We start from the raw sequence: 23,437 nt of genomic DNA, 5'->3' as shown, positions 1-23,437 counted from the left end.
GTTCAAGACATCTGGTTGTGGGTGATCTCCTCTCACTCAGGTCATTCTACTCCTCTCGACAGCGGTTTCAAAGAAAGCTGCTTTCGAACAGTTCGCCTGAATAGGCCGCATGGGTAATGCCCGCCTCAAGATCGGCCTTGGTCAGCTCATCGACAAAATCGCCGTTTTGCATGACCAGCACACGATCACACATATGGGCGATCACCGCGAGGTCGTGGCTGACGAGAACGAAGGTCAGGTTGCGTTCGTCACGCTGGTCCGCAAGCAGGTTCAGGATTTCCGCCTGAATCGAGACGTCGAGCGCCGATGTCGGCTCGTCGAGCAGCAGGATCGGCGGCTCGAGGATCAGGGCGCGGGCGATTGCCACGCGCTGGCGCTGGCCGCCGGACAGTTCATGCGGGAAGCGCTCGGCGAAATGTGCCGGCAAGCCGACCTGTTGCAGGGCAGAGGCGACTTTCGACCAGCCGTCGCCAAGTCCCATGGCGCGGATCGGTTCGGCAAGCGCCCGGCCGATGCGGTGGCGCGGATGCAGGGAGCCGTAAGGGTCCTGAAACACCATTTGCGCCAGCTTCAGTTCCTCGCGGTTGCGCACCTTGCCGACCGGTTTGCCGTCAAAGCTGATCGAGCCGGTCCAACCGGCCTCCAGCCCTGCCAGAGACCGCAGCAAGGTCGACTTGCCACAACCGCTCTCGCCGACAATGCCGAGCGTCTCGCCTTTATTGACCCGCAGGCTGACGCCGCGCACGACGTGATTGCGGTTTTCCTTTGCGCCGTAGACGACGTCGAGCTTGTCTACCGTGATCATCGCATCACCTCCGCATCGATTGCCTGACGATCCAGCACCTTGAGACGCCGCACCGGATTGCGGGGATCGGGCATCGCCGCGATCAGGCCGCGCGTATAGGGGTGTTGCGCATCCTCGAGCTTCGTCAGCGTTTCCACGACGCGCCCGCCATACATGACCAGCACGCGCTCGCAGAAGGCCGCGACCATGCGGATATCATGGCTGATGAGGATCAGACCGGAGTTGTTTTCCCGCACCATTTCGTCCAGCAGCAGCAGGACATCCTTGCGGACGCTGACGTCGAGCGCGGATGTCGGTTCGTCGGCGATAACGAGCTTCGGCTTTGCGAGCAGCATCATCGCAATCATCACACGCTGTCCCATGCCGCCTGAAATCTGGTGAGGATAGAGCCCCATCACGCGGTCGGGATCATTGATGCGGACGCGCAGCAACATGTCGCGTGCGGCGCCTCTGGCCGCCTTGCCGGTCAGTGCCAGATGCAGTTCGGCCGCCTCCGCCACCTGTTTTCCGATCGGCAGCACCGGATTCAGCGAATAACGCGGGTCCTGCATGATCAGCGCCATCTCGCTGCCGCGGATCGCGCCCATCTGCCGTTCGGATTTGTCGAGCAACGGTTCGGACAGGAAATCCATCCGCTCCGCCGTCACCGTGGCGCTTTTCGGCAGGAGCCGCATGGCAGCCCGGCCGGTGGTGGATTTTCCGGAGCCGGATTCACCGACGATGCCGACCCTTTCCCGGCCGACGTCGAAATTCACGTTGGAGACAGCCGGAATGGTGTTGCGGCCGAAGCGGACATTGAGGTCGCGAACCGAAAGAATGGGGGAACTGTCAGGAGCGGGCATGGCGCGGATCCAGGAGGTCGCGCAGCGTATCGCCGGCGATGTTGAAGGCAAGGCTCGTCAGCAGGATGGCGATGCCGGGCATGACGGCGACCCACCAGTAATCGAGCATGAATTTGCGGCCGCTGGAGATCATCGCTCCCCATTCCGGCAATGGCGGCTGCGCCCCGAGACCAAGGAAGCCGAGCGACGCGGCGGTCAGGATGATGCCGGCCATGTTCAGCGTCAGCCGGACGATAACCGAGGGAATGCACATTGGCGCGATATACAGGAACAGGATGCGCAACGGCGATGCCCCGTAAAGGCGCGCGGCGGCAACGTAATCGGTATTACGCACGACAAGGGCCTCCGCGCGGGCAAGACGCGCAATGGGCGGCCAGGCCGTCAATGAGATGGCGATGATTGCCGTGCCGAGACCGGCACCCATGGCGGCCGCGAAGGCCAATGCCAGCACGAGCGAGGGAAAGGACAGGACGATATCGGTCGCACGCATCAGGATGGCATCGGTTCGCCCGCCGAAGAAACCGGCCATGACGCCAATGGCAAGGCCGATGGGACCGACAATGACAGAGACCGACAGCACCGTCTGGATAGTGATGCGGGTGCCATAAACCAGCCGGCTGAAAATATCCCGGCCGAATTCGTCCGTGCCGGCCAGATGAGCCCAGCTGGGAGGCTGAAGCGCGTTTTCGAGAGCCTGTTGGGCGGGGTCGAAGGGGGCGATGAGAGGCGCGAAAATAGCCACCAGAACCAGGATGGCGAGAATGGCAAATCCGAACATTCCAAGCGGTTCGTCGCCGAGCTTTCGCAGTGTCCGTGCCGTGGTGGTCGATATGCGCGACAGGGCGCTGCGGCCGCGAGCGGCATTGTCATGCGTGATATCGGTCATCGTGCGACCTCCCGTGTGCGAGGATCGAGCGTGGTATAGGCCAGATCGGCGAGGAAATTGAGCAGCATGAAGATGAAGCCGATGACGATGGTGGCGGCAAGGATGGCATTCATGTCGCCGATAAGCAGCGCGTTCGTCATATATTGGCCGATACCCGGCCAGGAAAACACGATCTCGGTGACCACGGCGCCTTCCAGCAGGTTGCCATAGGAGATGGCCAGAACGGTGATGAGCTGCACGGCGATGTTGGGCAATACATGCCGGGTTATCGTGCGCGCCGGGCTGACACCCTTCGCGCGCGCGGCGATCACGTAGTCCTGGCTGAGCTGTTCAAGGGTGAAGGCGCGTGTCATGCGGGTGATATAGGCCATGGCCATATAGGCAAGGATGATGGCCGGCAGGATGATGTGCGAGAGCGCGTTCCAGAAGATTTCGGTCTCGCCCGCAAGAAGGCTGTCGACCAGCATCAATCCTGTCTTCGGCTCTACGAGCCCCTCGTAGAAAACATCGACACGGCCGGGTCCTCCGACGAGATTGAAACTGGCGTAAAAAATCACAAGGCCGACGATGCCGAACCAGAAGACAGGTATCGAATGCCCCACCAGTGCAAAAACGCGTGCGAACTTGTCGATGAAGGTGTCGCGGAAGAGCGCGGCGGCAAGGCCGAGCGGCACGCCGACGATGGTGGAGATGATGATCGCAAGCGTTGCGAGTTCGAATGTGGCCGGAAATGCCTGCGCCAGATCCCGGGTCACCGGATTTCCGGTCAGGATTGCGATGCCGAAATCGCCATGCAGCAGGCCGCGCAGATAGATGAAGAACTGCTGGTAGAGCGGCAGATCGAGACCGAGCCGCGCCCTCATGGCCTCATAGGCCTTGGGATCGGCAAGTTCGCCGACGATCGCTCCGACCGGATCGGTCGGCATTACCCGGCCGATGATGAAGGTGATGCAGAGCAGGATGAAGAGGCTGACGATCAGTTGCAGAAAACGATGTCCAAGCCCGCGCAAAGAGATTTCCGTCATTGCTGGTCGCACTTCCCTCTAAGAAGGCCGTCAATGGAGGTGCCTTTGCAAGCCGCTCGCCGAAGACGCGCAATTCTCCATTGCAAAAACTCTTGATGGTACTTCATCCCAACTCCTCCCTGAGCTAACATGAAAACATATGACGTGCTGCCATGTCATCATATGAGTAGCGAAGGGATTCGTATTCTGCAAGAGGGAAGAGTGGCATGATGGGCGACAGGGCGAGGCCGCGGGAGAGACGGGCGCAACAGATCATCGATAATCTCAGCGCAGAAATTCGCAGTGGAAAACTGAAAAACGGTGATCAACTTCCCACCGAACCGGAGCTTGAACGCAGCTACGGCGTGAGCCGTACCGTGGTTCGTGAGGCGATCGCGGATTTGCGTTCCGCCGGCTATGTCGTTCCCATCCAGGGCAAGGGGGTTTTCGTCAGCAATACCAGCGAATGGGCCGGCGTAAAACTGACGCAATCCGAAGTCGGCACCATTGCGGAAACGCTAGAGATGCTGGAGTTCCGGCTTGCGACGGAAGGGGAGGCGGCGGCAATCGCCGCCTATCGCCGCACAGCCCAGCAGGAGGCTGCAATCTCTGCGGCGCACCGGAAAATGGCCCGCGCCATCGATGCGGGTGAGACCACCGTCGATGCCGATTACGAGTTTCATACGGCCATTGCGATCGCCACGAATAACCGCTTTTATCTGGAGGCTCTGCGCCAGTTCGGTTCGCGCTCGATACCGCGCGGGCAGTTCCCGACGCTGCCGGAAACCGGTGACGCGAATTATCTTCGCAAAGTGCAGGCCGAGCACGAGGCAATCCTGCGCGCCATCGTCGAGCAGGATCCCGATGCGGCGCGAAAAGCCATGCGCGAACATATGCTTGCCAGCCAGCGTCGATACAGGTTGCTTTCAGAAGCGCAATAGCATCTCGACACTCATCTTATTTCATGCGATGTCATATGATGACTTGCATGGAGAGAGGAGAGAATCGATGTATGTCGGCACCCAGGTTGCTGCGCGCGATGACGAGGATTTTAAGGTTTGGGCGCAGCTCGGCGTCAAGAATATCAATGCTGATCCACCCGGAAAGCCCGAGAGCTGGACTTTTGAGGACTTCGAGCGCCACCGCGACAAGGTCGAGAGCTTTGGCCTTGTCCTCGACATGGTGCAGCTGCCGCTGCCGTCCCGCCCCATCGAACAGGCGTCGTATCCCGATATCCTGCTTGCAGGCCCTGAGCGTGACCGGCAGATTGATGCCGTCTGCACGATGATCGAAAATATCGCCCGGGCCGGTATTCCCGCGGCGAAATACAATCTCAACCTCATCGGCATTCCACGCACCGAGATGGAACGGGGACGCGGTGGCTCGCTCAATGAGGCATGGCGCTGGGACAAGGCCGATCATGACGCCGCTCCGGGTCTCGCCGGCGTTCTGTCCGAAGACGAGAACTGGGAGCGCATCGACTATTTCCTCGAACGCGTCGTGCCGGTTGCAGCAAGCAACAAGGTGCGTCTCGCCTGCCACCCTCATGATCCCTACACCCCGCCGGGTTACAAGGGTGTCACGCGTGTGCTCGGCACTGTCGAGGGATTGAAGAAATTCGTGCAGATGCGCGAAAACCCCTATCACGGCCTGAATTTCTGCCAGGGCTCGATCGGTGAGATGCTCGACAATCCGCGCGAGGAGATCGATGACATCATCCGCTGGTTCGGCAGCCGCGACAAGATCTTCAACGTCCATTTCCGCAATATCAGCGGCGGCAAACTCTCCTTCATGGAGACTTTCCCCGATGAGGGCGACATGGACATGGTGCGGTCGCTGAAGCTTTATCACGAACTCGGCTATCGCTACATGATCATGCCCGACCATGTGCCGACGATTGCCGGGCGCGATGCCGTCGGCGTGGCTTTCGCCTTCTGCTACGGCTATATCGCCGCCTTGATCGAAGCGCTTGATAACAAACATCTTTGACCATTCCGGCCCGCGACGCCCCGCTGCGTCGCGGCTTTTTCCCAAACATGAATTACCGATCTGTAGGAGGAGCAGGTATGAGAAAATCATTGATCCGTCTCGCATTCACCACGGCCCTTGGGGCCATGCTGGTGCAGGCCGCGCCGGCCCTGGCCAAGACACCCAACGACCAGCTCGTTATCGGAACCTCGCTGGCCCAGGTGCTGTCGCTTGACCCGCATCAGGCCACCGAAGGAAAAGCCAACGAAATCATGTCCAACCTCTATGACCGCCTGATTTCGGTCGATGGTTCGGGCAAGGTTTCACCGCAGCTTGCCGAGCGCTGGGAGATAGATGACAAGGGCATCACCTTCCATCTGCGCGAGGCCAATTTCGCCTCGGGCAATCCGGTAACCTCGGCAGATGTCGTCTATTCGCTCGGCCGGCTGTTGAAGATGAACCAGGCGGCTGCAGCCAACCTCAAGCGCGTTGGCTATAATGCCGACAATGTCGACAAGCTGGTGAGCGCGCCGGATGAAAAAACGGTGCGCATCGAGCTTTCCGGTGAAACGACGTCCGAGCTGCTGCTTTATCGTCTGGCCATGGTCATTGCCAGCGTCGTCGACAGCAAGGAGCTGAAGTCACATGAAACCAATGACGACTGGGGCAATGGCTGGCTGAGAACCAATTCCGCCGGTTCCGGTCCCTTTACGCTCAATCGCTGGTCACCCAATGAGATCATCATTCTTGAGGCAAACAAGGATTACGTGGCCGGCAGTCCGAAGATGCGTCGCGTCATCGTGCGGCATGTGCCGGAAAGCCAGGTGGAGCGCCTGATGCTGGAGCGTGGCGACATCGACATCGCCAGCGCGCTGACGGCGGCCGACCTTGCGACCTTCAACAACAAGGAAGGTTTCCAGATCCAGCGCGTGCCGACGGGTGGCTTCTACGTCCTGTCCATGAATGCCGGCAAGGAGCCTTTGTCCAACCCCAAGGTCCGCGAGGCGATTGCCTATGGCATCGACTACAAGGGCATGGAAAAGACCATCATGGGTCCTTACGGCCGGGCGCGTACGGTGCCGGTGCCGGAAAACTTCGAATACGCCATTCCGAGCCCGGACTGGAAGCTTGATGTGCCCAAGGCGAAGGCTCTCCTGAAGGAAGCCGGTTATGAGAACGGCTTTACGCTCAATCTGAAGACGATTGCGCAGACGCCGCGCATCGATCTCGCCACCGCGATCCAGGCGTCGCTCAGCCAGATCGGCATCAAGGTCAATATCCAGCAGGGTAACGGTTCGGACGTGATTGCCGCCCACCGCGCGCGTGATTTCGATCTGCTCATTCCGCAGACCGGCGCCTATATGCCGAATGTGCTGGGCTCGATGGAGCAGTTCTCCAGCAACCCCGACAACTCGCTGGCCGCCAACAATGCCGGCAATTTCGTCTGGCGCTCGGCCTGGGACATTCCGGAACTGACCGCCCTGACGGCAAAGGCTTCGCTGGAGCCGGATGCCAGGAAGCGCGGAGAAATCTACACCCAGATGCAGGAAATGTTCGTCGCCCAGAAGCCGGCGGTGTTGCCGATGTTCGAGAGATTCGAGCCGATCGTGCTGAATGCGCGCGTGAAGGACTATGTGGGTCACCCCAGCCAGACGACCCGGCTGGAAAAGGTCACGAAGGACTAATGGCAAACCACAGCCTCTGAAAACCTGTGACGGGCGGTTTTACCGCCCGTTTTTATTGGCGGCCATATCCCGACACCTTAGGGTAGGTCTTTGTTTTTCATGCGATTTTTGCGTGTCGACAACCCTGGCGATATCCGCCTTGTTATTCCTCCGGCATTTTCCGGGTCCACAAACCCTTTCGCAGCAGGCGATTATCGTCGTCATCCCAAGATTTCAGGGGTTTTCTCAAGGACTTCATCGGATTAGACCGTCCGCTGACTATCCTTTCCGCTGGGCGAGAGTCGCAGACTCCGCTCACCAACATCCCGAAAGATGCGTTGGCGATCATGAACCTTGCACAGATAAAACTTCCGTCGCGGCCGCTCAGCCTCAAACGTGGCGTCATTTCGGTGCCGGCGGCCTATTATTTCTCCATTCCGGTGCTTGTGGCGATCCTGGCCGTCATGCTCGTGGCCGAAGGTCCGGGCATATTGCGCGATTATCAGATCAGCAAGGATCCGCTGGAGATCGAAAGCGGCGATATCACCGGCAGCTGCAAGACGCGCAAGGCGATCTTCACGACTTGCGAGGCGGATCTTTCCTATGAACATGCCGGCGTGAGCTACAAGAAGGATGTCGAGGTGATGTTCGTCGACTTCCATTCCGGTGACTACGAAACCGGACTGGTGATTTCCGCCAGGAACCCGGAACTCGCGACGATCTCCCTCGGCCTCGACATGCTCTGGAACCGTATCATCACGCTCGGTGTATTCGTTGCCCTGCTTGGTTTCGGCAGTCTTGCGATGCTGTTTGCGCTTATCCGGGTCGTCAGGGTTCGTCTGCAGCTGCGGCAGCCCGCACCTTTGACCGTTATTCCGGTTGCGCTGACGGCGGTGGCTGAAAAGCGCAGCCGCCTTTTCGTGACCTATGCCGATACGGTGAGGGAGGGCAAGACCAAGCGGCAGTCCTTCACTCATCTGGAAAGGGGCCGCATTCCCGTCGTCGTTGGCCACACCGGAAAACACGATGTCGCGCTGGCGGTCTGGCACGGTAAAACCGCGCTGCCCGTCCTGCTCGACGACCAGCTGCAGCGGATTGACCTGTCGGAGCAGGAAAGGGCGCAGGCTCTCGCATCGATTGCACCAATGGTTGCGGATCAGGCACAGGAAGGCGCCTCCAGCGTGGACGCGGCGACAAGGAAGGGGCCAGGCCTCCTGCGCAGACTGGGAACTTTCGCCGCAATCGTGGTTCTCATAGTCGTCGCCGTCTTCGGTTACTGGCTATGGTATGTCACAAGCGCTCCGTCGCAATTCAACTCGCCGGGAATGGACATCAACAACATGCTGCCGGCAGCGCTCAACGAGTGGGGATGCGCCCGTCTGCAGGAGCGTTTCTCCGATGGCCCGGCGCCCTTCGGATGCACCGCTGCCGACTATCGAAGCTGGAAATAAGGGCCTGCCCTATAAACCCCGGTCAAGGCCGACGCGCAAAGCCCTGCAGCCTGTCGCGTCGGCCCTCGGGCTTTTCCCCCTGCCGTGCCGCGCAGATGGAGACATTTATCAATAGTTGCATTAGAGATTTATAAATAAACCACTTCCATAGTGCGATCGTGAGCGGTTCTTCAGAGGCTGGGAGAGTGCACCATGTTCACGGTTTTGGAATGCGTCGCCGTCCAGCACGATCATGCGATCGTGCTTCTTGCGGCATTGATCTGCCTGCTGGGCATGCTCGCCTTTTTTCACCTGTTGTTGCGCGCGGAAGAAAGCCCGGCCGGTCGCAAGCCCTATTGGGTGCTGATCGCCGCCTTCGCCGCCGGCCTCAGCGTCTGGGCCACGCATTTCGTCGCCATGCTCGCTTACAAGGGCCCGGTTCCCATCGGGTTTGATTTTTCCTTCACGGCTCTTTCGGCGGTTCTTCCGGTTCTGGGTTTCTGGCTGGCGCTCAGGGTCCGCTCGCTGGCAGCCCACAGCCCCGTCATCGTGGGCACGCTGGTCACGGTGTCCGTCGCCGTCATGCATTTTGTCGGCATGGCGGGAATGGATGTCGCCGCCACCATCAGCTATCGCTGGGGGCCGGTGATGGGCGGTTTTGCCGTTACCTGGGTGTTCTTTCTTCTGGCGTTTTTCCTGTTCCGGCGTCCGGGTACCTGGAAACAGCGCATCGTCATTCCGGCCGCTTCTTCGATCCTTGCGATCTGCGCGCTGCATTTCACCACCGTTTCGGCCACGGTCCTGTCGCCCGATCCGTCCGTTTCCGGTCCTGATCCCGACAGCCTTGCCCGACTGATCATGATTGGCGCCGTTTCCGGCGTGACCTTCCTTATCCTCTGCGCCACCGCCACCGCGGCTCTGGTGGATCGTTACCTTGTCGATCTGAAAGGCCTTGTCGATGCGACGCTGGATGGTCTTGCCGTCGTGCGCGATGGCCGTATCGTCGAACTGAACACCCGCTTTGCCGGACTTCTCGGCAATGACGAGATATTCCTCATCGGGAAAAATCCCGATGATCTCTTCAAGGCTGCCGACGGGCAGCCCGCCTATCTGCCGCGCCCCACGCCGGTGGAGGCGATCCGTGAGCGGGCCGACCGGCCGCAGGTGTTCGAGCTTGCCGTGCGCACCATCGAATATCGTGGCCGCCCCTGCGAGGTGATGGCCATTCGCGACCTGACCGAAAAGCGTGAGGCGCAGCGGGAAATCGAATATCTCGCGCGTCACGATATGCTGACGGGGCTCGCGAACCGCACCATGTTTCAGACGCGTCTTCGCCAGCAGATCGACAATTGCGGCGAGGAGGACGAATTTGCGCTGCTGGCGCTCGATCTCGACCGGTTCAAGGCGGTCAACGACATATTCGGCCATGCCGAGGGCGACCGGGTCCTGAAAAAAGTCGCCGGTATTCTGCATGAATGCGCAAGGGCGGGCGATGTGGTCGCGCGTCTCGGTGGCGATGAATTCGTCATACTGACGGCCCGGCATACGAAGGCGGAGGAAGCGCGGCTGCTTGCCGAGACCATTCTTGGCATGTTCGCCCTGAAAATGAATGTCGCCAATGATCCGACCTCCGTCGGCGTCAGCATCGGCATTGCGGTTTTTCCGCGTGACGGTCAGGATGACGAAAGCATCATGCATGCCGCCGATCTGGCGCTTTACCGCGCCAAGGTGGGCGGGCGTGGCATATTGGCCTTCTATGATCCGCTGATGGACCAGGAGGCGCGTGAGCGCCGCCAGCTCGAGACGGATCTGCGGCTCGCCATCAATCGCAACGAGCTGCTTTTGAACTACCAGCCGGTTCTGTCCGTCGAATGTGGGCAGGTCGTCGGTTACGAGGCGCTGGTGCGCTGGCAGCACCCGACGCGGGGCGTCGTCTCGCCGGATATCTTCATCCCCATCGCCGAGGAAAGCGGGATCATCATCTCGCTCGGCGAATGGGTGCTGCGCGAGGCCTGCCGTCAGGCAAGCACCTGGGCGCCGCATCTGAAAATCGCGGTCAACGTCTCGCCATTGCAGTTTTCCCTGGCCAATCTCGGCCATGTCGTCTGCACCGTCCTCATGCAGACGGGCCTTTCGCCCGGTCGGCTGGAACTGGAAATCACCGAGGCCGCCCTTCTCAAGGATCGCAAGGCGACGCTCATCATCCTCAACCAGCTGAAGGCGCTGGGTGTCGCCATTGTCATGGACGATTTCGGCACGGGTTATTCCTCCCTCAGCAATCTCCAGAGTTTCCCCTTCGACAAGATAAAGATCGACCGCAGCTTCATCGCCGCCATGAGCGACGACGACAACGCCCGCGCCATCGTGCGTGCCGTGATCGGCCTTGGCCGGAGCCTCGACCTGCCGGTGACGGCGGAGGGGATCGAAACCGATGCGCAATATCGCATGGTTGTCGATGAAGGATGCGCGCAGGCGCAGGGTTACCTCTTCGGCAAGCCGGATGTGGCGCCTGCCGAGGCGGCGGGCACCACCACGCGCAAGAAATATTCCGTTTGACGCGAGACAGGGGCGGCCCCCGGGTTGGGGTTCCGCCCCTGTTTTCCAGGGGAATGGCGTTCGGGTGGAGGAAACCTGTCAGCCGAACAGCGATGTCAGTCCGTAAACGGCAGCGGAGATCAGCGCCGCCGCCGGCATGGTCACGATCCAGGCGATGACGATGTTGCCCGCAAGCCCCCACCGCACTGCGGAGACGCGGCGGGCAGCCCCCACGCCGACGATGGCGCCGGTGATCGTGTGGGTGGTGGAGACCGGTATTCCGAGCCATGTCGCGCCGAACAATGTCAGCGCGCCGCCGGTTTCGGCGCAGAAGCCCTGCATCGGGTTCAGCCGGGTGATCTTGGAGCCCATGGTATGCACGATACGCCAGCCGCCGAACAGCGTGCCGAGCGCCATGGCCGACTGGCAGGAAATCACCACCCAGAAAGGCACGTAGAAGCTCTCGCCCAGATGCCCCTGGCTGAACAGCAGCACGGCGATGATGCCCATGGTCTTCTGCGCGTCGTTGCCGCCATGCCCGAGCGAATAAAGCGAAGCGGAGATGAACTGCATGACGCGGAAGGTGCGGTCCACCGCAAAGGGTGTCTGCCGCACGAACAGCCAGGATACGGCGAGTACCAGAAGCAGGGCAAGGAAGAAGCCGATCGCCGGCGACATGAAGATTGCGCCGACAGTCTTCAGCAGGCCCGACCAGACGATGGAATCGAAGCCCACTCTCGCCAGTCCGGCGCCGACGAGGCCGCCGATCAGCGCGTGCGACGAGCTTGAGGGAATGCCGAAAATCCAGGTGACGATGTTCCAGACGATCGCGCCCATCAGCGCCGCGAAGATGACCTGCGGCGACACGATGGCCGGATCGATGATGCCGGTGCCGAGCGTTTCCGCCACATGCAGGCCGAAGAACAGGAAGGCGATGAAGTTGAAGAAGGCCGCCCAGGCAACCGCATATTGCGGGCGCAGCACACGGGTGGAGACGATGGTGGCGATGGAATTTGCGGCGTCGTGGAGACCGTTCAGGAAATCGAAGAACAGCGCGATGGCGATGAGGCCGACAAGCAGCGGCAGGGCAAGCGCGACATCCATCAGACGTTCTCGATAACGATGCCGCTGATTTCGTTGGCCACATCCTCGAATCGGTCGACGACCTTTTCGAGTTCGCCGTAGATCTCGCTGCCGATCATATAGGCCATGGCGTCACCGGCCGCACCGTGGCGGCGGAAAAGGTCCTTCAGTCCCTGATCATGAAGATCGTCGGAGCGGCCTTCGACGCGGGTGACCTCTTCGGCAATCGCCGACAGGCGCTGCGCGTTGGTGCCCACCTTTTCGAGAAGCGGAATGGCTTCGGCAATCAGGTTTGCCGCACGCACGATCTCGTGGCCCATCTCTTTCATCAGCGGGTCGAATTCGCTCTGTTCGAAGAGGCGGATGGTCTTTACCGTCTTGTGCATCATGTCGATGGCGTCATCCATGGACTGGATGAGGTCCTTGATGTCGCCACGGTCGAAGGGCGTTATGAAACTGCGTCGCACCGCAAGCAGCACGTCGCGGGTAATGCCGTCCGCCTGGTCTTCGAGGGAAACGATAAGGTCGCAGTTTCTCTCGACGTCGATGCCGCTCAAGAGGTGGTCCAGAGCTGCAGCCGCTTTGACGACCGTTTCCGAATGTTGGCTAAACAGGTCGAAAAAACGGTCTTCGCGCGGCATCAGCTTGCGGAAAATGCTCATCATGCGAATTGGCCCTCAATGGCGCTATTTATGTTGTGGGGGGTAATTGTCATAAAACTGTCATAAATGCAGGCGGGGCATTGATGCAACCCGGAAAATCAGCACTATCAACGGATATGAAATCCTCCAAAAAAAGCCGGAAAGCCCGCCCGGCGCGCGCCCTGACATTACTTCAGCAACTCGCTGCCGTTCCCGAAAAGCTGTTCACCGGCGCTTTCCGGCAGCAATATGCCGCCTTGTGTTTTCGCTATGGTGGCAACGGGGACGATGTTGAAATCCTGCTTGTCACCTCGCGCACCAGCAGGCGCTGGATCATTCCGCGCGGCTGGCCGATGAAGCGCAAGAAACCGCATGAGGCGGCGGCGATCGAGGCGTGGGAGGAGGCCGGCGTGCGCGGCCGGGTAAGAAAGGAAGCGGTCGGCCGCTATACCTATCTGAAGATGCTCGACAATGGCGATGTCGTTCCCTGCGTCGTCGATGTGTTCCAGATCGAGGTGACGGGCGCGGAAACGAGTTTCAAGGAGCGTGGTGAGCGCCTGCTGGAATGGGTGCGTCCGGATGAGGCGGCAAGGCGGGTCCGCGATATCGAACTGAAATCGCTGCTGGTCGATTTCAGGCCCAGGGGCAAAAGGAAAGGCCGGACGGGCGAGGGGGCGTAACGGGCTGCCCTGTTCCCCGTGAGCGGCGCCCGAACCTGACGCTGTAATGCCGGGGCAATACGACATGCCCAGTTTCACCGGATGCGTTTCGTCAGGTGTATTATGCGTTTATGTCGTGCCGCCCTGCGGCTTCTTGCCCGTTACATCCATCCCATTATCGTTTTTGCCGTGCTTCTGGCCGGGCCGGCCACCATCCTTCTGCTTCGGTGACAGCCTTCGCCACCTTTGACGGGAAAAGCCTTGCCGCTTTTTCCGTCAAAGGCCGGATTCCATGCAAAACGCGGGTGTCTTCACCCGGCTTGCACCTCACCGGGGTGGGCCGGGTGCTCCGCTTTCTCCGCATCGTCAGGCGCTTTCGGCATCAGGTGGGCAAAACGCCTGACGATGCTGTCGATATAGGAGAGGATGGTCGGCACGACGATCAGGGTGAGGAGGGTGGAACTGATGAGGCCGCCGACCACCGCATGCGCCATTGGCGCGCGCTGAGCGCCGCCGCCGCCGATTGCGAGCCCGAGCGGGATCATGCCGAAGATCATCGCAAGCGTCGTCATGATGATCGGCCGGAAGCGGATGACGCCGGCGTTCGCCAGAGCCTCGTTGAGGGAAAGCCCGCGCTTCCTCTCGCGGTTGGCGAAATCCACCAGCAATATGCCGTTCTTGGTCACGAGGCCCATCAGCATGATGAAGCCGATCAGCGAGAACATGTTGATCGTGCTGCCGGCCACCATCAGGCCCAGAAGGACGCCGGCCAGCGAGAGCGGCAGCGAGGCCATGATGGCGAGCGGCTGCAGGAAGCTGCCGAATTGCGAGGCAAGCACGATATAGATGAAGATAACCGCCATGATGAGCGCCTTGACCATGTGGCCGATGGTCTCCTGCATGGTCTCGGCCTCGCCGCCGAAGCGGATGCGGTAACCGTCGGGCAGATCGCGGGCGGCCGTCAGGTTTCGCACGGTCTCCATCACTTCGCCGAGCGAGCGGCCGGCAATATTGGCCGAAACCAGCACTTCGCGGCGATTGTCGATGCGGCGGATTTCGGCGGGCGCCGGCACGGTGCCGATCTCCGCGACCTGATCGAGATGCACCATCTCAGGTGCGCCATTCGACGCGATGCGGCCGGTTGCGATCATCAGCTCGCCCAGTCTTGTGGCGTCGGAACGCCGTTCGCCGGGCAGGCGCACCACGATATCGTGGCTGTTGCCGTCCGTATCCGTCCATGTCGACACATCCTCGCCGCCGATGAGGGGAGAGAGTGCGGTGGCGAGATCGGAGCGGGATATGCCGAGATCGCTCGCCGCCTGACGTTTCAGGCGCACGGAAAGCACCGAGGTGACGTTGCGGGCGCTGGAATTCACATCCACGAGGCCGGGGATTTTTTTCATGTCGTCCACCAGACCGGCGGCGATTTTTTCGAGAACGGCGCGGTCGTCGCCGAGGATGCTGATCTGCACCGGGCTTTCGCCGCCGCCAAGACCGTTCTGAAGGATCGCGACCTCTATGCCCGGTATGGCCGAAAGGCGCTTGCGGACCGGTTCGGCCAGCGTGGCGGGTGTTTGCGTGCGCGCTGCCAGCGGCACCAGCCCGACCAGTACCGCGCCGCGCTGTTTGCCCGCCGCGCCGCCGGTGTTGATGGTGGAATAAAGCGTCTCGACCTCGGGAAATTCCCTCAGTGCGTTTTCGACCTGTCGCACCTTCGCCGTCGTGTAGTCCAGGGAAGAGCCCGCCGGTGCCGTGACGGTGACCTGGAAACGGCCCTCATCGGTATCAGGCACGAATTCCACGCCGACCAGCGGCACCATGAACAGGCTGCCGAGGAAGATGCCTGATGTGGTGAGCAGGGTGGCGAGGCGGTGGCGCAATGTCCAGCCGATCAGACGTCGATACCGCTCGGCCAGCCATTCGAAGCCGCGATCGAAACGGGCGACCAGCCGCCCGACCGGGCCGCGTTTTGTGTCCGGATGTGTATCCGGATCGTACCAGACGCTCGAAAGCATCGGGTCAAGGGTGAAGGCAACGAAGAGCGAGATCAGCACCGCCGCTGAGACCGTCACGCCGAACTCGTAGAAGAACCGGCCGACAATGCCGTCCATGAAGGCGACCGGCAGGAAGACCGCGACGATGGTGGCGGTGGTCGCGACCACCGCGAGCCCGATTTCGTTGGTGCCGTCGAGTGCGGCGCGGATATGGAATTTGCCCATATGCAGATGCCGGGTGATGTTTTCCCTAACGACGATCGCATCATCCACCAGAATGCCGATGGAGAGGGTGAGGGCCAGGAGGCTGAGGGTATTGAGGGTGAAACCGAGAAAATCGATGACGACGAGTGTGCCGATGATCGCGATTGGCAGTGTCAGCCCGGTGATGACGGTGCTGCGCCAGGAGTTCAGGAACAGGAAGACGATGGCGATGGCGAGCGCCGCCCCTTCGATCAATGTCATCTGCACCTGATCGACGGATTCGCGGATGGGCGTGGAGGTATCCGTGACAATGCGCAATTGCACATTGTGCGGGGCAAGCTCGGCATTGAGTTCATCGAGGCGGTTCCTCACATCCGTGACCACCTGCACGGTATTGGCGTCCTGAACCTTGACGATGTCGATCGCAAGGGCTGTGCGGCCATTATAAAGCGCGCGGTTTTCGGCATCGGCTGCGCCTTCGGAAACCGTGGCGACGTCACGAAGCGGGATTGCCACACCTCCTCGTCTCGCCACCACCATGTCCAGCAGCGCCTGCGGCTCCCTGATGCGGCCCTGAACCTGAATGGTTCGTTCGGATACGGTATCGACGATGCTGCCGGCCGGGCTGTCGCCATTGCCGGTGCGCAGCGCGTTCACCACCTCGTTGATGCCCACCCCGAGCGCGCGCATGCGCGTCTCGTCTATCGCAACGTCGATCTGCCGCTTGCGGCCGCCGACCAGGGTTGCCTGTCCGACACCCGCAACCGTGGTCAGCTGGCGCACCACCTTCTGATCGGCAAGGGCGGTGAGCGCCGGCACATCCAGCGACGGTGAACTGATTGCCAGCGACAGGATCGGTTCAGCGGCGGGGTCGAAACGGGAGACGGCCGGTTTCTTGGCCTCTTCCGGCAAATTCGTCTCGATTGCGGCGACCTTGTCGCGCACCTCCTGTGCTGCGGCCGCAGCCTGAACCTCGAGCTTGAACTTCACGACGACCACCGAGCGCCCTTCGTAGGAGGTCGAGGTGATCTCATCCAGTCCGCCGATGGCGTTCAGCGCATCCTCAACCGGGCGTGTCACTTCGGTTTCCACGGTCTCCGGCGTCGCGCCGGGATAGGTGGTGACCACCACCACGACGGGCACGTCGACATTGGGATATTGATCCAGCCCCAGACGCTGCAGCGAAAACATGCCCATGACCAGAAGCGCCACCATCATCATGGTGGCGAAGACGGGATGGGAAACGGATATGCGGGTCAGGAACATCTCAGCCTGCCCTGTCTATGGTCACGGCCATGTCGGGCTGCAATTCCGGAAGCGGAGCGGTCAGGATTGTTTCGCCATCCTTCAGCCCGGCGGCGACCTCGATCAGGCTGCCGTCGTTCCAGCGTGATCCAAGCGCCACCGTCTGGCGGCGGAGATGGCCATCCAGGACTTTCAGAACGTGATAACCGGTTTCATCCTTGCGCAGTGCTATTGCGGGGACCACGAGCGCATCTTTTTTTTCGCGCACGAGGATCGACCCGCTGGCGAACATCCCGCCCCACAGCCGCCCGTCGTGATTGACAAGCCGCAGATAGACGGCGACGAAACGCGTGCCATCTTCGGCAACCGGGCTGATGCGCTCGACGGTGCTCGGGACGGTCTGGCCGCTGATGCCGTCGATCTCCAGTTCCGCTGTCTGGCCCAGCGCAACACGCGGAATGTCGCGGGTGGCGACGAGGACCTTCGCCTCCAGAACGCTTGTATCGACCAGCGTCAGAAGCTCGCCGTCGGCGCCGATGCGCGCGCCGGCCTCGGCCAGCCGGCGCGTGACGGTGCCGCTGAAAGGCGCGCGGATTTCCGCATTGCGCAGGGCGAGGCGGGCGATATCGGCCTGTGCCGAAAGGCTCTGAACCCTTGCCGTTTTCACCACCACATCGCTTTTCGCCTTGTCCAGCTGTTCGGCCGATGCAATGTTCTTGGCGGCAAGCTGTTCCGTCCTCGTCAGGGCCTGCATCGCCAGCGTCAATTCGGCCTCGGCCGCATCCCGGTCGCTTTGCCGTTGCAGCAGCGCCGATTGCAGATCGTCGGTTTCAAAGCGCACCAGCACATCGCCCGCCTTTACCGCCTGTCCGTCCCGGACGTTCATGTCGAGGATCTTTCCAGCCTCGCGGGCGCGGATCGCAACGCGGCTGACGGGCTGAAGCTCGCCGCTGATGCTGAGCTTTTCCGCCATCCGGCGTGCGGCGATTCTCGCCGTTTCCGAGGCCGCCAGTTCGAACGGAATGCCGGCCGGGCTCATGGTGGCGGCTTCGACAATGCCCTTGAGGCGCTCATTGGCATCGACGCTGCCGCGCGCCGTGTCGAGAGCGGTGACGACGACAACGCAGCCCGCAAGCACGATGCCGGTTTTGATGGTTTTCTTTACCCACATAATCAATCCTTCCAGGCAAAGCTTTCTCTGTGGCCGCTCGCCGAGCGGTCATGTCGCCTGTTCTCAGGCGGATGATGTCTGGATAGGGGGCCATAATTGCAGCAGCATTACCCTGAACCGCTCCTGTTGCCGCAATACTGCCGCAACCTTTCTGGCAGACAACGGATGGCGAAGGGACGGTGATCCATGAGACTTCTGTTGATCGAAGATGAAAAGGAAATGGCGGATGCGCTGTCGGCAACGCTCGGCAAGCAGGGCATCGTCATCGACCACACGATGTGGCTTGGCGATGCGATGGAGCTGACGCGCCAGCATGTCTATGACGCCATCCTGCTTGACCGCCGCCTGCCGGACGGGGAGGGCCTTGCCTTCATCCCGAAACTGCGCCGCGCCGGTGTCGATACGCCGATCATCCTCTTGACGGCGATGAACGAACCGGAGGAGCGCATTGCGGGGCTGGACGGCGGCGCCGATGATTATCTGGGCAAGCCGTTTCTCGTCGGTGAGCTTCTGGCGCGGGTGCGTGCGGTGTTGAGACGGCCGGCAAACCTCGCGCCGGCCCAGATCACCGCCGGACGTATCGTGATCGACCCGCTGCATCTCAGCATCACGATCAATTCGGCTCCCTTCGATCTGCCAAGACGCGAGCTTCTTGTCCTCGTCGCGCTCGCGAAACGCAAAGGCAAATCCGTGCTGCGCTCCACGCTCGAGGCGGCCGTCTATAACTACGAGGAGGAGATTCAGTCCAATGCGCTCGACGCGCATATATCGCGGCTGCGCAAGCGTCTGCTGGACGTATCGGCCGGGGTGAGCGTGCATAATATCCGCGGCATCGGTTATCTGCTGAAGGAAGAGGCATGAAGGTGAAGGGCAAGTCCAATCCGTCCCTGTGGTGGCAATTGAGCTGGCAGCTCAGCATCGTTGTCTCCGCCATGATCGCGGTCGTCATCGTCGGCCTCTGCATTTACGGGGTGATGCGGGTCTCTCCCAATATCGGGCTTTGGGAGGACCTGTCTTCGACACTCGACGAGTCGCTTTCGCTCGATCCGCAGAAGGGGCTCGTCATCACCGAGGGGCCGGCGCTGAAGGCTCTCAAGGCGGAGAATGAAGAACTCTGGTTCGTTGCTTCGACGCTGGATGGCCAGTCCGTGACCTATGGCGCTGTGCCGCCGGTCTATGCCGAGCTATCGCGTTACGCCCATCTGATGGTGGATGCCGATATTCGCGGCGGTGCCGGCATATCCGAGGTCGCGCTGTCTGAAAGTCTCGACACGGCATCTGGCCCGTTGAGGGTCATGTTCGGCGGAACCTCCCATATCAGCGCGTCGTTTCTGACACTTCTTTTCGGCACCTATCCGATCTATGTTCCGCTGCTGGCGGTTATCCTGCCTGCGGTGTTCTTTTCCGTGCCCCGCATCGTGCGCCAGGCGCTCGCCGGTCTCAGTTCCGTCGTCCGGAAAGCCCCGGAGATCGATCCGCGCCGGGCGGGCGCGAAGCTGCCCGTCGAGGATGTGCCGCGGGAAGTCGTGCCGCTGATCGTATCCTTCAACAGCATCCTCGAACGGCTCGAGCAGCAGTTTCGGGCACGCCAGCGTTTTCTCATCGACGCGGCGCATGAACTCAGAACACCGATCGCCATCATGCAGACCCGGATAGAGGGCCTGCCGGATGGGCCGGAACGGCAGCGGCTGATGGAGGATGTCGCACGGCTCGGCGAAACCACGGAACAGCTTCTGGCGGTCGAGCGGAACGATCAGGTGCATGACCGGTGGGAGACGGTCGACCTGGTGGAGATCGCCCGCACTGTCGTTGCCGATCTTGCGCCGCTGGCGCTGTCTGCGGGTTACGATATTGCCTTCGATACCCGGATTGCGCGATACGAGATGCAGGGTAACCCGTTCGCCCTGCCGCGCGCCGTCAGCAATATCGTGCGCAACGCCATTGATCACGGCGGCAACCGGGGAATGATCCATGTGTCGGTTCTTGCCAATGGCGAGATCGCGGTTTCCGACGAAGGGCAGGGCATAGCCGAGGACCAGCAGGAGCGGATATTCGAGCCATTCTATCGCGTAACGCCGCGAAGCACGGGAGCAGGTCTCGGTCTCAGTCTCGTCAAGCAGATCGTCGCCGATCACAATGGACGTGTCCTTCTGGAAAGTTCCGCCTTCGGAAGCACGTTCCGGCTCTGCTTCTGATCGCGATTTTTGCAGTGCCTGCGGACCGCGATTGTAATGCTGCCGCAATTTTAGCTGTCGTAGCGTGCGGGGCACAGGAAATCTTTCCAACCGGAGCACATGCGATGAAACACCAGCGGAATCCGTTCGTCACGGCCAGCGGCAGCAAAGTTGCGCGCAGCCGCAGCGCCACCTTCGCCACCTTGCCTTTTGCCCTCATCATGTCCGGCTGTGCCTCCGTTCCGCTGCAGGAGGGCGGCACGCTGACATCCTATGCCCAGCTCAGCCCCGCCAAGGGCAAGTTCACCAAGACCAGAACCTTCGTGGATGCCAAGGGACTGGCGGCGGTCAAAACCGTCGCCATCGTGCCCACCACCTTTTCCTTCACCGCTTCGTCGCGGGTCACTTCGGAAAAGGACCGCGCGCTCGTGTCCAATGCGCTCGATCGCGCCATCTGCGTGGCGCTCAGCGACAGATACCGGATCGCCGCGCTCGGTCAGCCGGCGGATATGACGGTGCGTACCGTCATCACCGATCTGGTGCCGACCGACAAGACCATGGCCGGTGTTTCGACGGCGGTGTCGCTCGGCAGCAATTTTGTCCTGCCGGTCGGCGTGCCGCGTCTGCCCGTCGGGCTCGGCGGCCTGGCGGTCGAGGCGGAGGCGGTAGACAGCACCGGTGTCCAGCGCGCGGCAGCCGTCTGGTCGAAGGGTGCCAATTCCTTCACCGACAATGCCCGTGTTTCGGAAATCGGCGATGCCTACGGGCTTGCCTCCAACTTTGCCAATTATTTCGCGCGTATCCTCGTCACCGGCAAGACCTCCGAAGGTCTGGATATCTCGATCCCGTCCGGCCACCGTATGCGCTCGGCCCTCGGCGGCAAGCCGAAATATGCCGAGTGCGATGCCTATGGCCGGTCGCGTGGATTGCAGGGCATGGTAGCCGATCAATTCGGCGCACCGCCAGACTGGACGGACAAACAGGCAAAGGCCGCTTCGCGATAGGATCAGCAGGTCTCATCCGCACCCGCCGTTGCCGTGTTGGCGGAACGGGCGGCCTGCGCCCATAATGACTGCGCCATCGTCTTCAGCCACAGCGATTCCGCCCATCTGTCGGTGGAATCGTTGCCGTCCCGGTCGGTAATCGCATAGGGCCGAGGGCCGAGTTCGCATGTGAAGACCAGCTCGGCAGTATCGGGCGCACGGGATCGCCAGTGCCGGAACCCATAGTCCCACCAGTCCAGAAACAGATCGACCCATGGCCGGTGATGGGCAAAGGAAATCTCGATCTGGATCTGCTCGCACGAGCCGATGCGTCCGTGAAAGGCCTGCGCATTATTAAGGATGCGGTGGATTTGCCTGTGGCTCTCGTCTTCCACCGGAAAGGCGAATTCGCGGGCAACGAGATAATGGGAGAGATCGGCGAGAAGCGGCAGATCGGGTCGCTGCTCGAGCAGGTCCAGCGTGAATAGGAGATCGCTGGTGATGCGGTTGCGGTGGGTCTCGATGTAGACGGGAACGCCGGCCTCTTCGGCAAGCCGCATCCAGCCGTCCAGCAGCGGCAGGCAGTCCTCCACCCGGCGCAGGCGGATATCCGCCTGCAGATCGATATGGCTGACCGGAAATTCCTGCGCCAGTTCCAGCGTGTGGCGCAGGTCGTCGACGCTGCGTGGAAAGCACACGCCTTCGACCCTGAGGCCAGTGCCACGGATCGCTTCATTGAGACGCCGCACATCCGCACGGTTGGTACAATGCGCGCTGATCCCGTCAAACCCGGCTTCGGCGATCCGGGCCATGTTTTCCTCAAGGCCGGGTTCAGGGCCATTGCCGTTTAGCCGTTCCATGGCCCAGAGCGATTGAAAGACGAGCAGCTTCTGCATCAGGCTGCCCGCGCGCTTTTCAGCAATGTCTTGAGGTTGAGGCCGGGATCGGCAAGCGCCGCCGGATCGGGGCTGATACCGGCGGCAATCAGCATCTCGGCCAGTTTTATGTCTTTCGCGACGCTGTTGCCGATACCCAGCCCTGCTGCTGCGACAAGCTGGCCGTCCTCAAGGAAGAATTCCAGCTCGCCATCGCCGAGCGGACGGATGACGCCTTGATGTCCCGGCTGCGGCAGGCCCGCGACCTGAAGGCCGAGATCATATTGATCCGACCAGAACCACGGGAGGGCGGTAAAAGCCTCGTTTGCGCCGAGACTGTTGCGCGCGGCGATTTCCGCCTGGCTGCGGGCATTGCGCCAGCTTTCGAACCGGATATGCCCGCCGGCGGCTTGCGAGACGGCCGCGCAATCGCCGGCCGCGAAGATGTGGGGATCGCTGGTGCGCAGGAAGGCATCGGTCAGAATGCCGTTACCGGTCACAAGCCCCGCCGCTTCGGCCAGAGCGATATTGGGCACGACACCGATGGCGGAGACGACGATATCGGCGGACACGCGCCCGCCATCGGCGAGCAGGACTGCTTCCGGCGTAATCTCCGAAACGCCCTGACCCAGATGGAAATGCACCCCCTCATCGCGATGGCGCGCATGTATCTTTTCGGCAAAACGCGGCGGAACCGCCCGGCCGAGCGGCTGCGCCGCCGCTTCGATAACGCTGACCGTAAGCCCCTTGCCGCGCAGCACCGCCGCAAGCTCCATTCCGATCAGTCCGCCGCCGATGATCGCGATCCGTGCGCCGCTATCGGCGCGGGAGAAAATCGCCTCCGCATCCGCATGGGTGCGGAAATTGAGCGCCTGTTCGGCACCGGGACAGGCGAGTGTTCGCGGCTGCGCCCCGGTTGCGAGGAGCAGCCTGTCATAGCCAAGTGTCCGCCCGTCATCGAGCATCACCAGGCGGTCTTTCGCATCGATACGGCTGGCCGACACGCCTTGCAGATAGGCGATACGGGCGGCCTCCAGCGCTCCCTCCGCGCAGATGGGTTTCATCCGCACCGCAGCTTCCAGCGGTTTGGAAAGCGGCGGCCGTTCATAGGGCGGATGCGGCTCGGCGCCGACCAGCGTGATATCGCCGTCGAAGCCCGTTTCACGCAAAGTAAAGGCGGCACGGGTTCCCGCTTCGCCGGCGCCGATGATGACGATTGCGTCCATGATGTCTCCGTGAGAAGGGGCCGGCGCGCTTTTTCAGGGCGCACCGGC

General features: G+C 61.4%; 19 protein-coding genes. 9 read left to right on the top strand and 10 right to left on the bottom strand.

Going from position 1 to position 23,437, the window contains the following annotated elements; translation table 11 throughout:
* Positions 1-67 precede the first annotated feature (67 nt).
* From JZX88_RS14010 to JZX88_RS13995, 4 genes are read right to left on the bottom strand one after another with little or no spacing between them, the layout of a single operon-like run.
* Entirely contained in the window at positions 68-805 is a 738-nt protein-coding gene (locus JZX88_RS14010; RefSeq protein WP_065116914.1) for an ABC transporter ATP-binding protein, read from the bottom strand.
* Positions 802-1,647, bottom strand: coding sequence for an ABC transporter ATP-binding protein (locus JZX88_RS14005; RefSeq protein WP_142857822.1), 846 nt, complete (start codon positions 1,645-1,647; stop codon positions 802-804). The genes JZX88_RS14010 and JZX88_RS14005 overlap by 4 nt, the downstream gene beginning before the upstream one ends.
* The gene (locus JZX88_RS14000) at positions 1,634-2,533 is read right to left on the bottom strand and encodes an ABC transporter permease (protein ID WP_065116912.1); all 900 of its coding nucleotides are present in this window, start codon (positions 2,531-2,533) and stop codon (positions 1,634-1,636) included. Before JZX88_RS14000 ends, JZX88_RS14005 begins: the two co-directional genes overlap by 14 nt.
* Positions 2,530-3,558 carry an ABC transporter permease gene (locus tag JZX88_RS13995; RefSeq protein WP_065116911.1) on the bottom strand — a complete coding sequence of 343 codons (1,029 nt, stop codon included), beginning with the start codon at positions 3,556-3,558 and terminating at the stop codon, positions 2,530-2,532. The genes JZX88_RS14000 and JZX88_RS13995 overlap by 4 nt, the downstream gene beginning before the upstream one ends.
* Positions 3,559-3,764: 206 nt before the next feature.
* Here JZX88_RS13995 and JZX88_RS13990 point away from each other — a divergent pair, with 206 nt between their 5' ends.
* From JZX88_RS13990 to JZX88_RS13970, 5 genes are all read left to right on the top strand, one after another.
* Positions 3,765-4,478, top strand: a complete 714-nt coding sequence (locus JZX88_RS13990) for a FadR/GntR family transcriptional regulator (protein WP_077767880.1) — start codon at positions 3,765-3,767, stop codon at positions 4,476-4,478.
* A 67-nt stretch (positions 4,479-4,545) separates the two neighbouring features.
* Positions 4,546-5,526 (top strand): mannonate dehydratase, encoded by a 981-nt coding sequence (locus JZX88_RS13985; protein WP_065116910.1) that lies wholly within the window; start codon positions 4,546-4,548, stop codon positions 5,524-5,526.
* A 77-nt stretch (positions 5,527-5,603) separates the two neighbouring features.
* Complete coding sequence (locus tag JZX88_RS13980; RefSeq protein WP_065116909.1) at positions 5,604-7,190, top strand: ABC transporter substrate-binding protein; 1,587 nt, start codon at positions 5,604-5,606, stop codon at positions 7,188-7,190.
* 326 nt (positions 7,191-7,516) lie between these two features.
* On the top strand, positions 7,517-8,620 hold the full coding sequence (locus JZX88_RS13975) for a hypothetical protein (RefSeq protein ID WP_206913931.1): 1,104 nt from the start codon (positions 7,517-7,519) through the stop codon (positions 8,618-8,620).
* 192 nt (positions 8,621-8,812) lie between these two features.
* Positions 8,813-11,155: an EAL domain-containing protein gene (locus tag JZX88_RS13970; RefSeq protein ID WP_065116908.1), complete on the top strand. Its 2,343-nt coding sequence runs from the start codon at positions 8,813-8,815 to the stop codon at positions 11,153-11,155.
* 78 nt (positions 11,156-11,233) lie between these two features.
* Here the strand turns inward: JZX88_RS13970 and JZX88_RS13965 are convergent, their stop codons facing one another.
* Positions 11,234-12,238, bottom strand: a complete 1,005-nt coding sequence (locus JZX88_RS13965) for an inorganic phosphate transporter (protein WP_065116907.1) — start codon at positions 12,236-12,238, stop codon at positions 11,234-11,236.
* Positions 12,238-12,882, bottom strand: coding sequence for a DUF47 domain-containing protein (locus tag JZX88_RS13960; protein ID WP_065116906.1), 645 nt, complete (start codon positions 12,880-12,882; stop codon positions 12,238-12,240). The genes JZX88_RS13965 and JZX88_RS13960 overlap by 1 nt, the downstream gene beginning before the upstream one ends.
* Before the next feature lie 113 nt (positions 12,883-12,995).
* Here JZX88_RS13960 and JZX88_RS13955 point away from each other — a divergent pair, with 113 nt between their 5' ends.
* Complete coding sequence (locus JZX88_RS13955; protein WP_065116905.1) at positions 12,996-13,538, top strand: NUDIX hydrolase; 543 nt, start codon at positions 12,996-12,998, stop codon at positions 13,536-13,538.
* A gap of 290 nt (positions 13,539-13,828) precedes the next feature.
* Here the strand turns inward: JZX88_RS13955 and JZX88_RS13950 are convergent, their stop codons facing one another.
* Both JZX88_RS13950 and JZX88_RS13945 read right to left on the bottom strand, forming a co-directional pair.
* Positions 13,829-16,981: an efflux RND transporter permease subunit gene (locus JZX88_RS13950; RefSeq protein ID WP_206913930.1), complete on the bottom strand. Its 3,153-nt coding sequence runs from the start codon at positions 16,979-16,981 to the stop codon at positions 13,829-13,831.
* A 1-nt stretch (position 16,982) separates the two neighbouring features.
* Entirely contained in the window at positions 16,983-18,131 is a 1,149-nt protein-coding gene (locus JZX88_RS13945) for an efflux RND transporter periplasmic adaptor subunit (RefSeq protein ID WP_206913929.1), read from the bottom strand.
* A 186-nt stretch (positions 18,132-18,317) separates the two neighbouring features.
* Here JZX88_RS13945 and JZX88_RS13940 point away from each other — a divergent pair, with 186 nt between their 5' ends.
* The 3 genes from JZX88_RS13940 (at position 18,318) to JZX88_RS13930 (ending at position 21,309) form a co-directional block, all read left to right on the top strand.
* Complete coding sequence (locus JZX88_RS13940) at positions 18,318-18,992, top strand: response regulator transcription factor (RefSeq protein WP_065116902.1); 675 nt, start codon at positions 18,318-18,320, stop codon at positions 18,990-18,992.
* Entirely contained in the window at positions 18,989-20,326 is a 1,338-nt protein-coding gene (locus tag JZX88_RS13935; RefSeq protein WP_110759465.1) for a HAMP domain-containing sensor histidine kinase, read from the top strand. The genes JZX88_RS13940 and JZX88_RS13935 overlap by 4 nt, the downstream gene beginning before the upstream one ends.
* Positions 20,327-20,430: 104 nt before the next feature.
* Positions 20,431-21,309, top strand: coding sequence for a DUF3313 domain-containing protein (locus JZX88_RS13930; RefSeq protein WP_206913928.1), 879 nt, complete (start codon positions 20,431-20,433; stop codon positions 21,307-21,309).
* A gap of 2 nt (positions 21,310-21,311) precedes the next feature.
* Here JZX88_RS13930 and JZX88_RS13925 read toward each other — a convergent pair whose 3' ends face one another.
* Entirely contained in the window at positions 21,312-22,184 is an 873-nt protein-coding gene (locus JZX88_RS13925) for a sugar phosphate isomerase/epimerase (protein WP_206913927.1), read from the bottom strand.
* Positions 22,184-23,389: an NAD(P)/FAD-dependent oxidoreductase gene (locus tag JZX88_RS13920; protein WP_206913926.1), complete on the bottom strand. Its 1,206-nt coding sequence runs from the start codon at positions 23,387-23,389 to the stop codon at positions 22,184-22,186. Before JZX88_RS13920 ends, JZX88_RS13925 begins: the two co-directional genes overlap by 1 nt.
* Between the last annotated feature and the right edge of the window lie 48 nt (positions 23,390-23,437).

This window comes from Agrobacterium sp. OT33, assembly GCF_017313365.1.
GTDB classification, from domain to species: domain Bacteria; phylum Pseudomonadota; class Alphaproteobacteria; order Rhizobiales; family Rhizobiaceae; genus Agrobacterium; species Agrobacterium rhizogenes_A.
The sequence above is the reverse complement of the archived record's forward strand: the minus strand, read 5'-3'. Positions and strand labels throughout refer to the sequence as shown.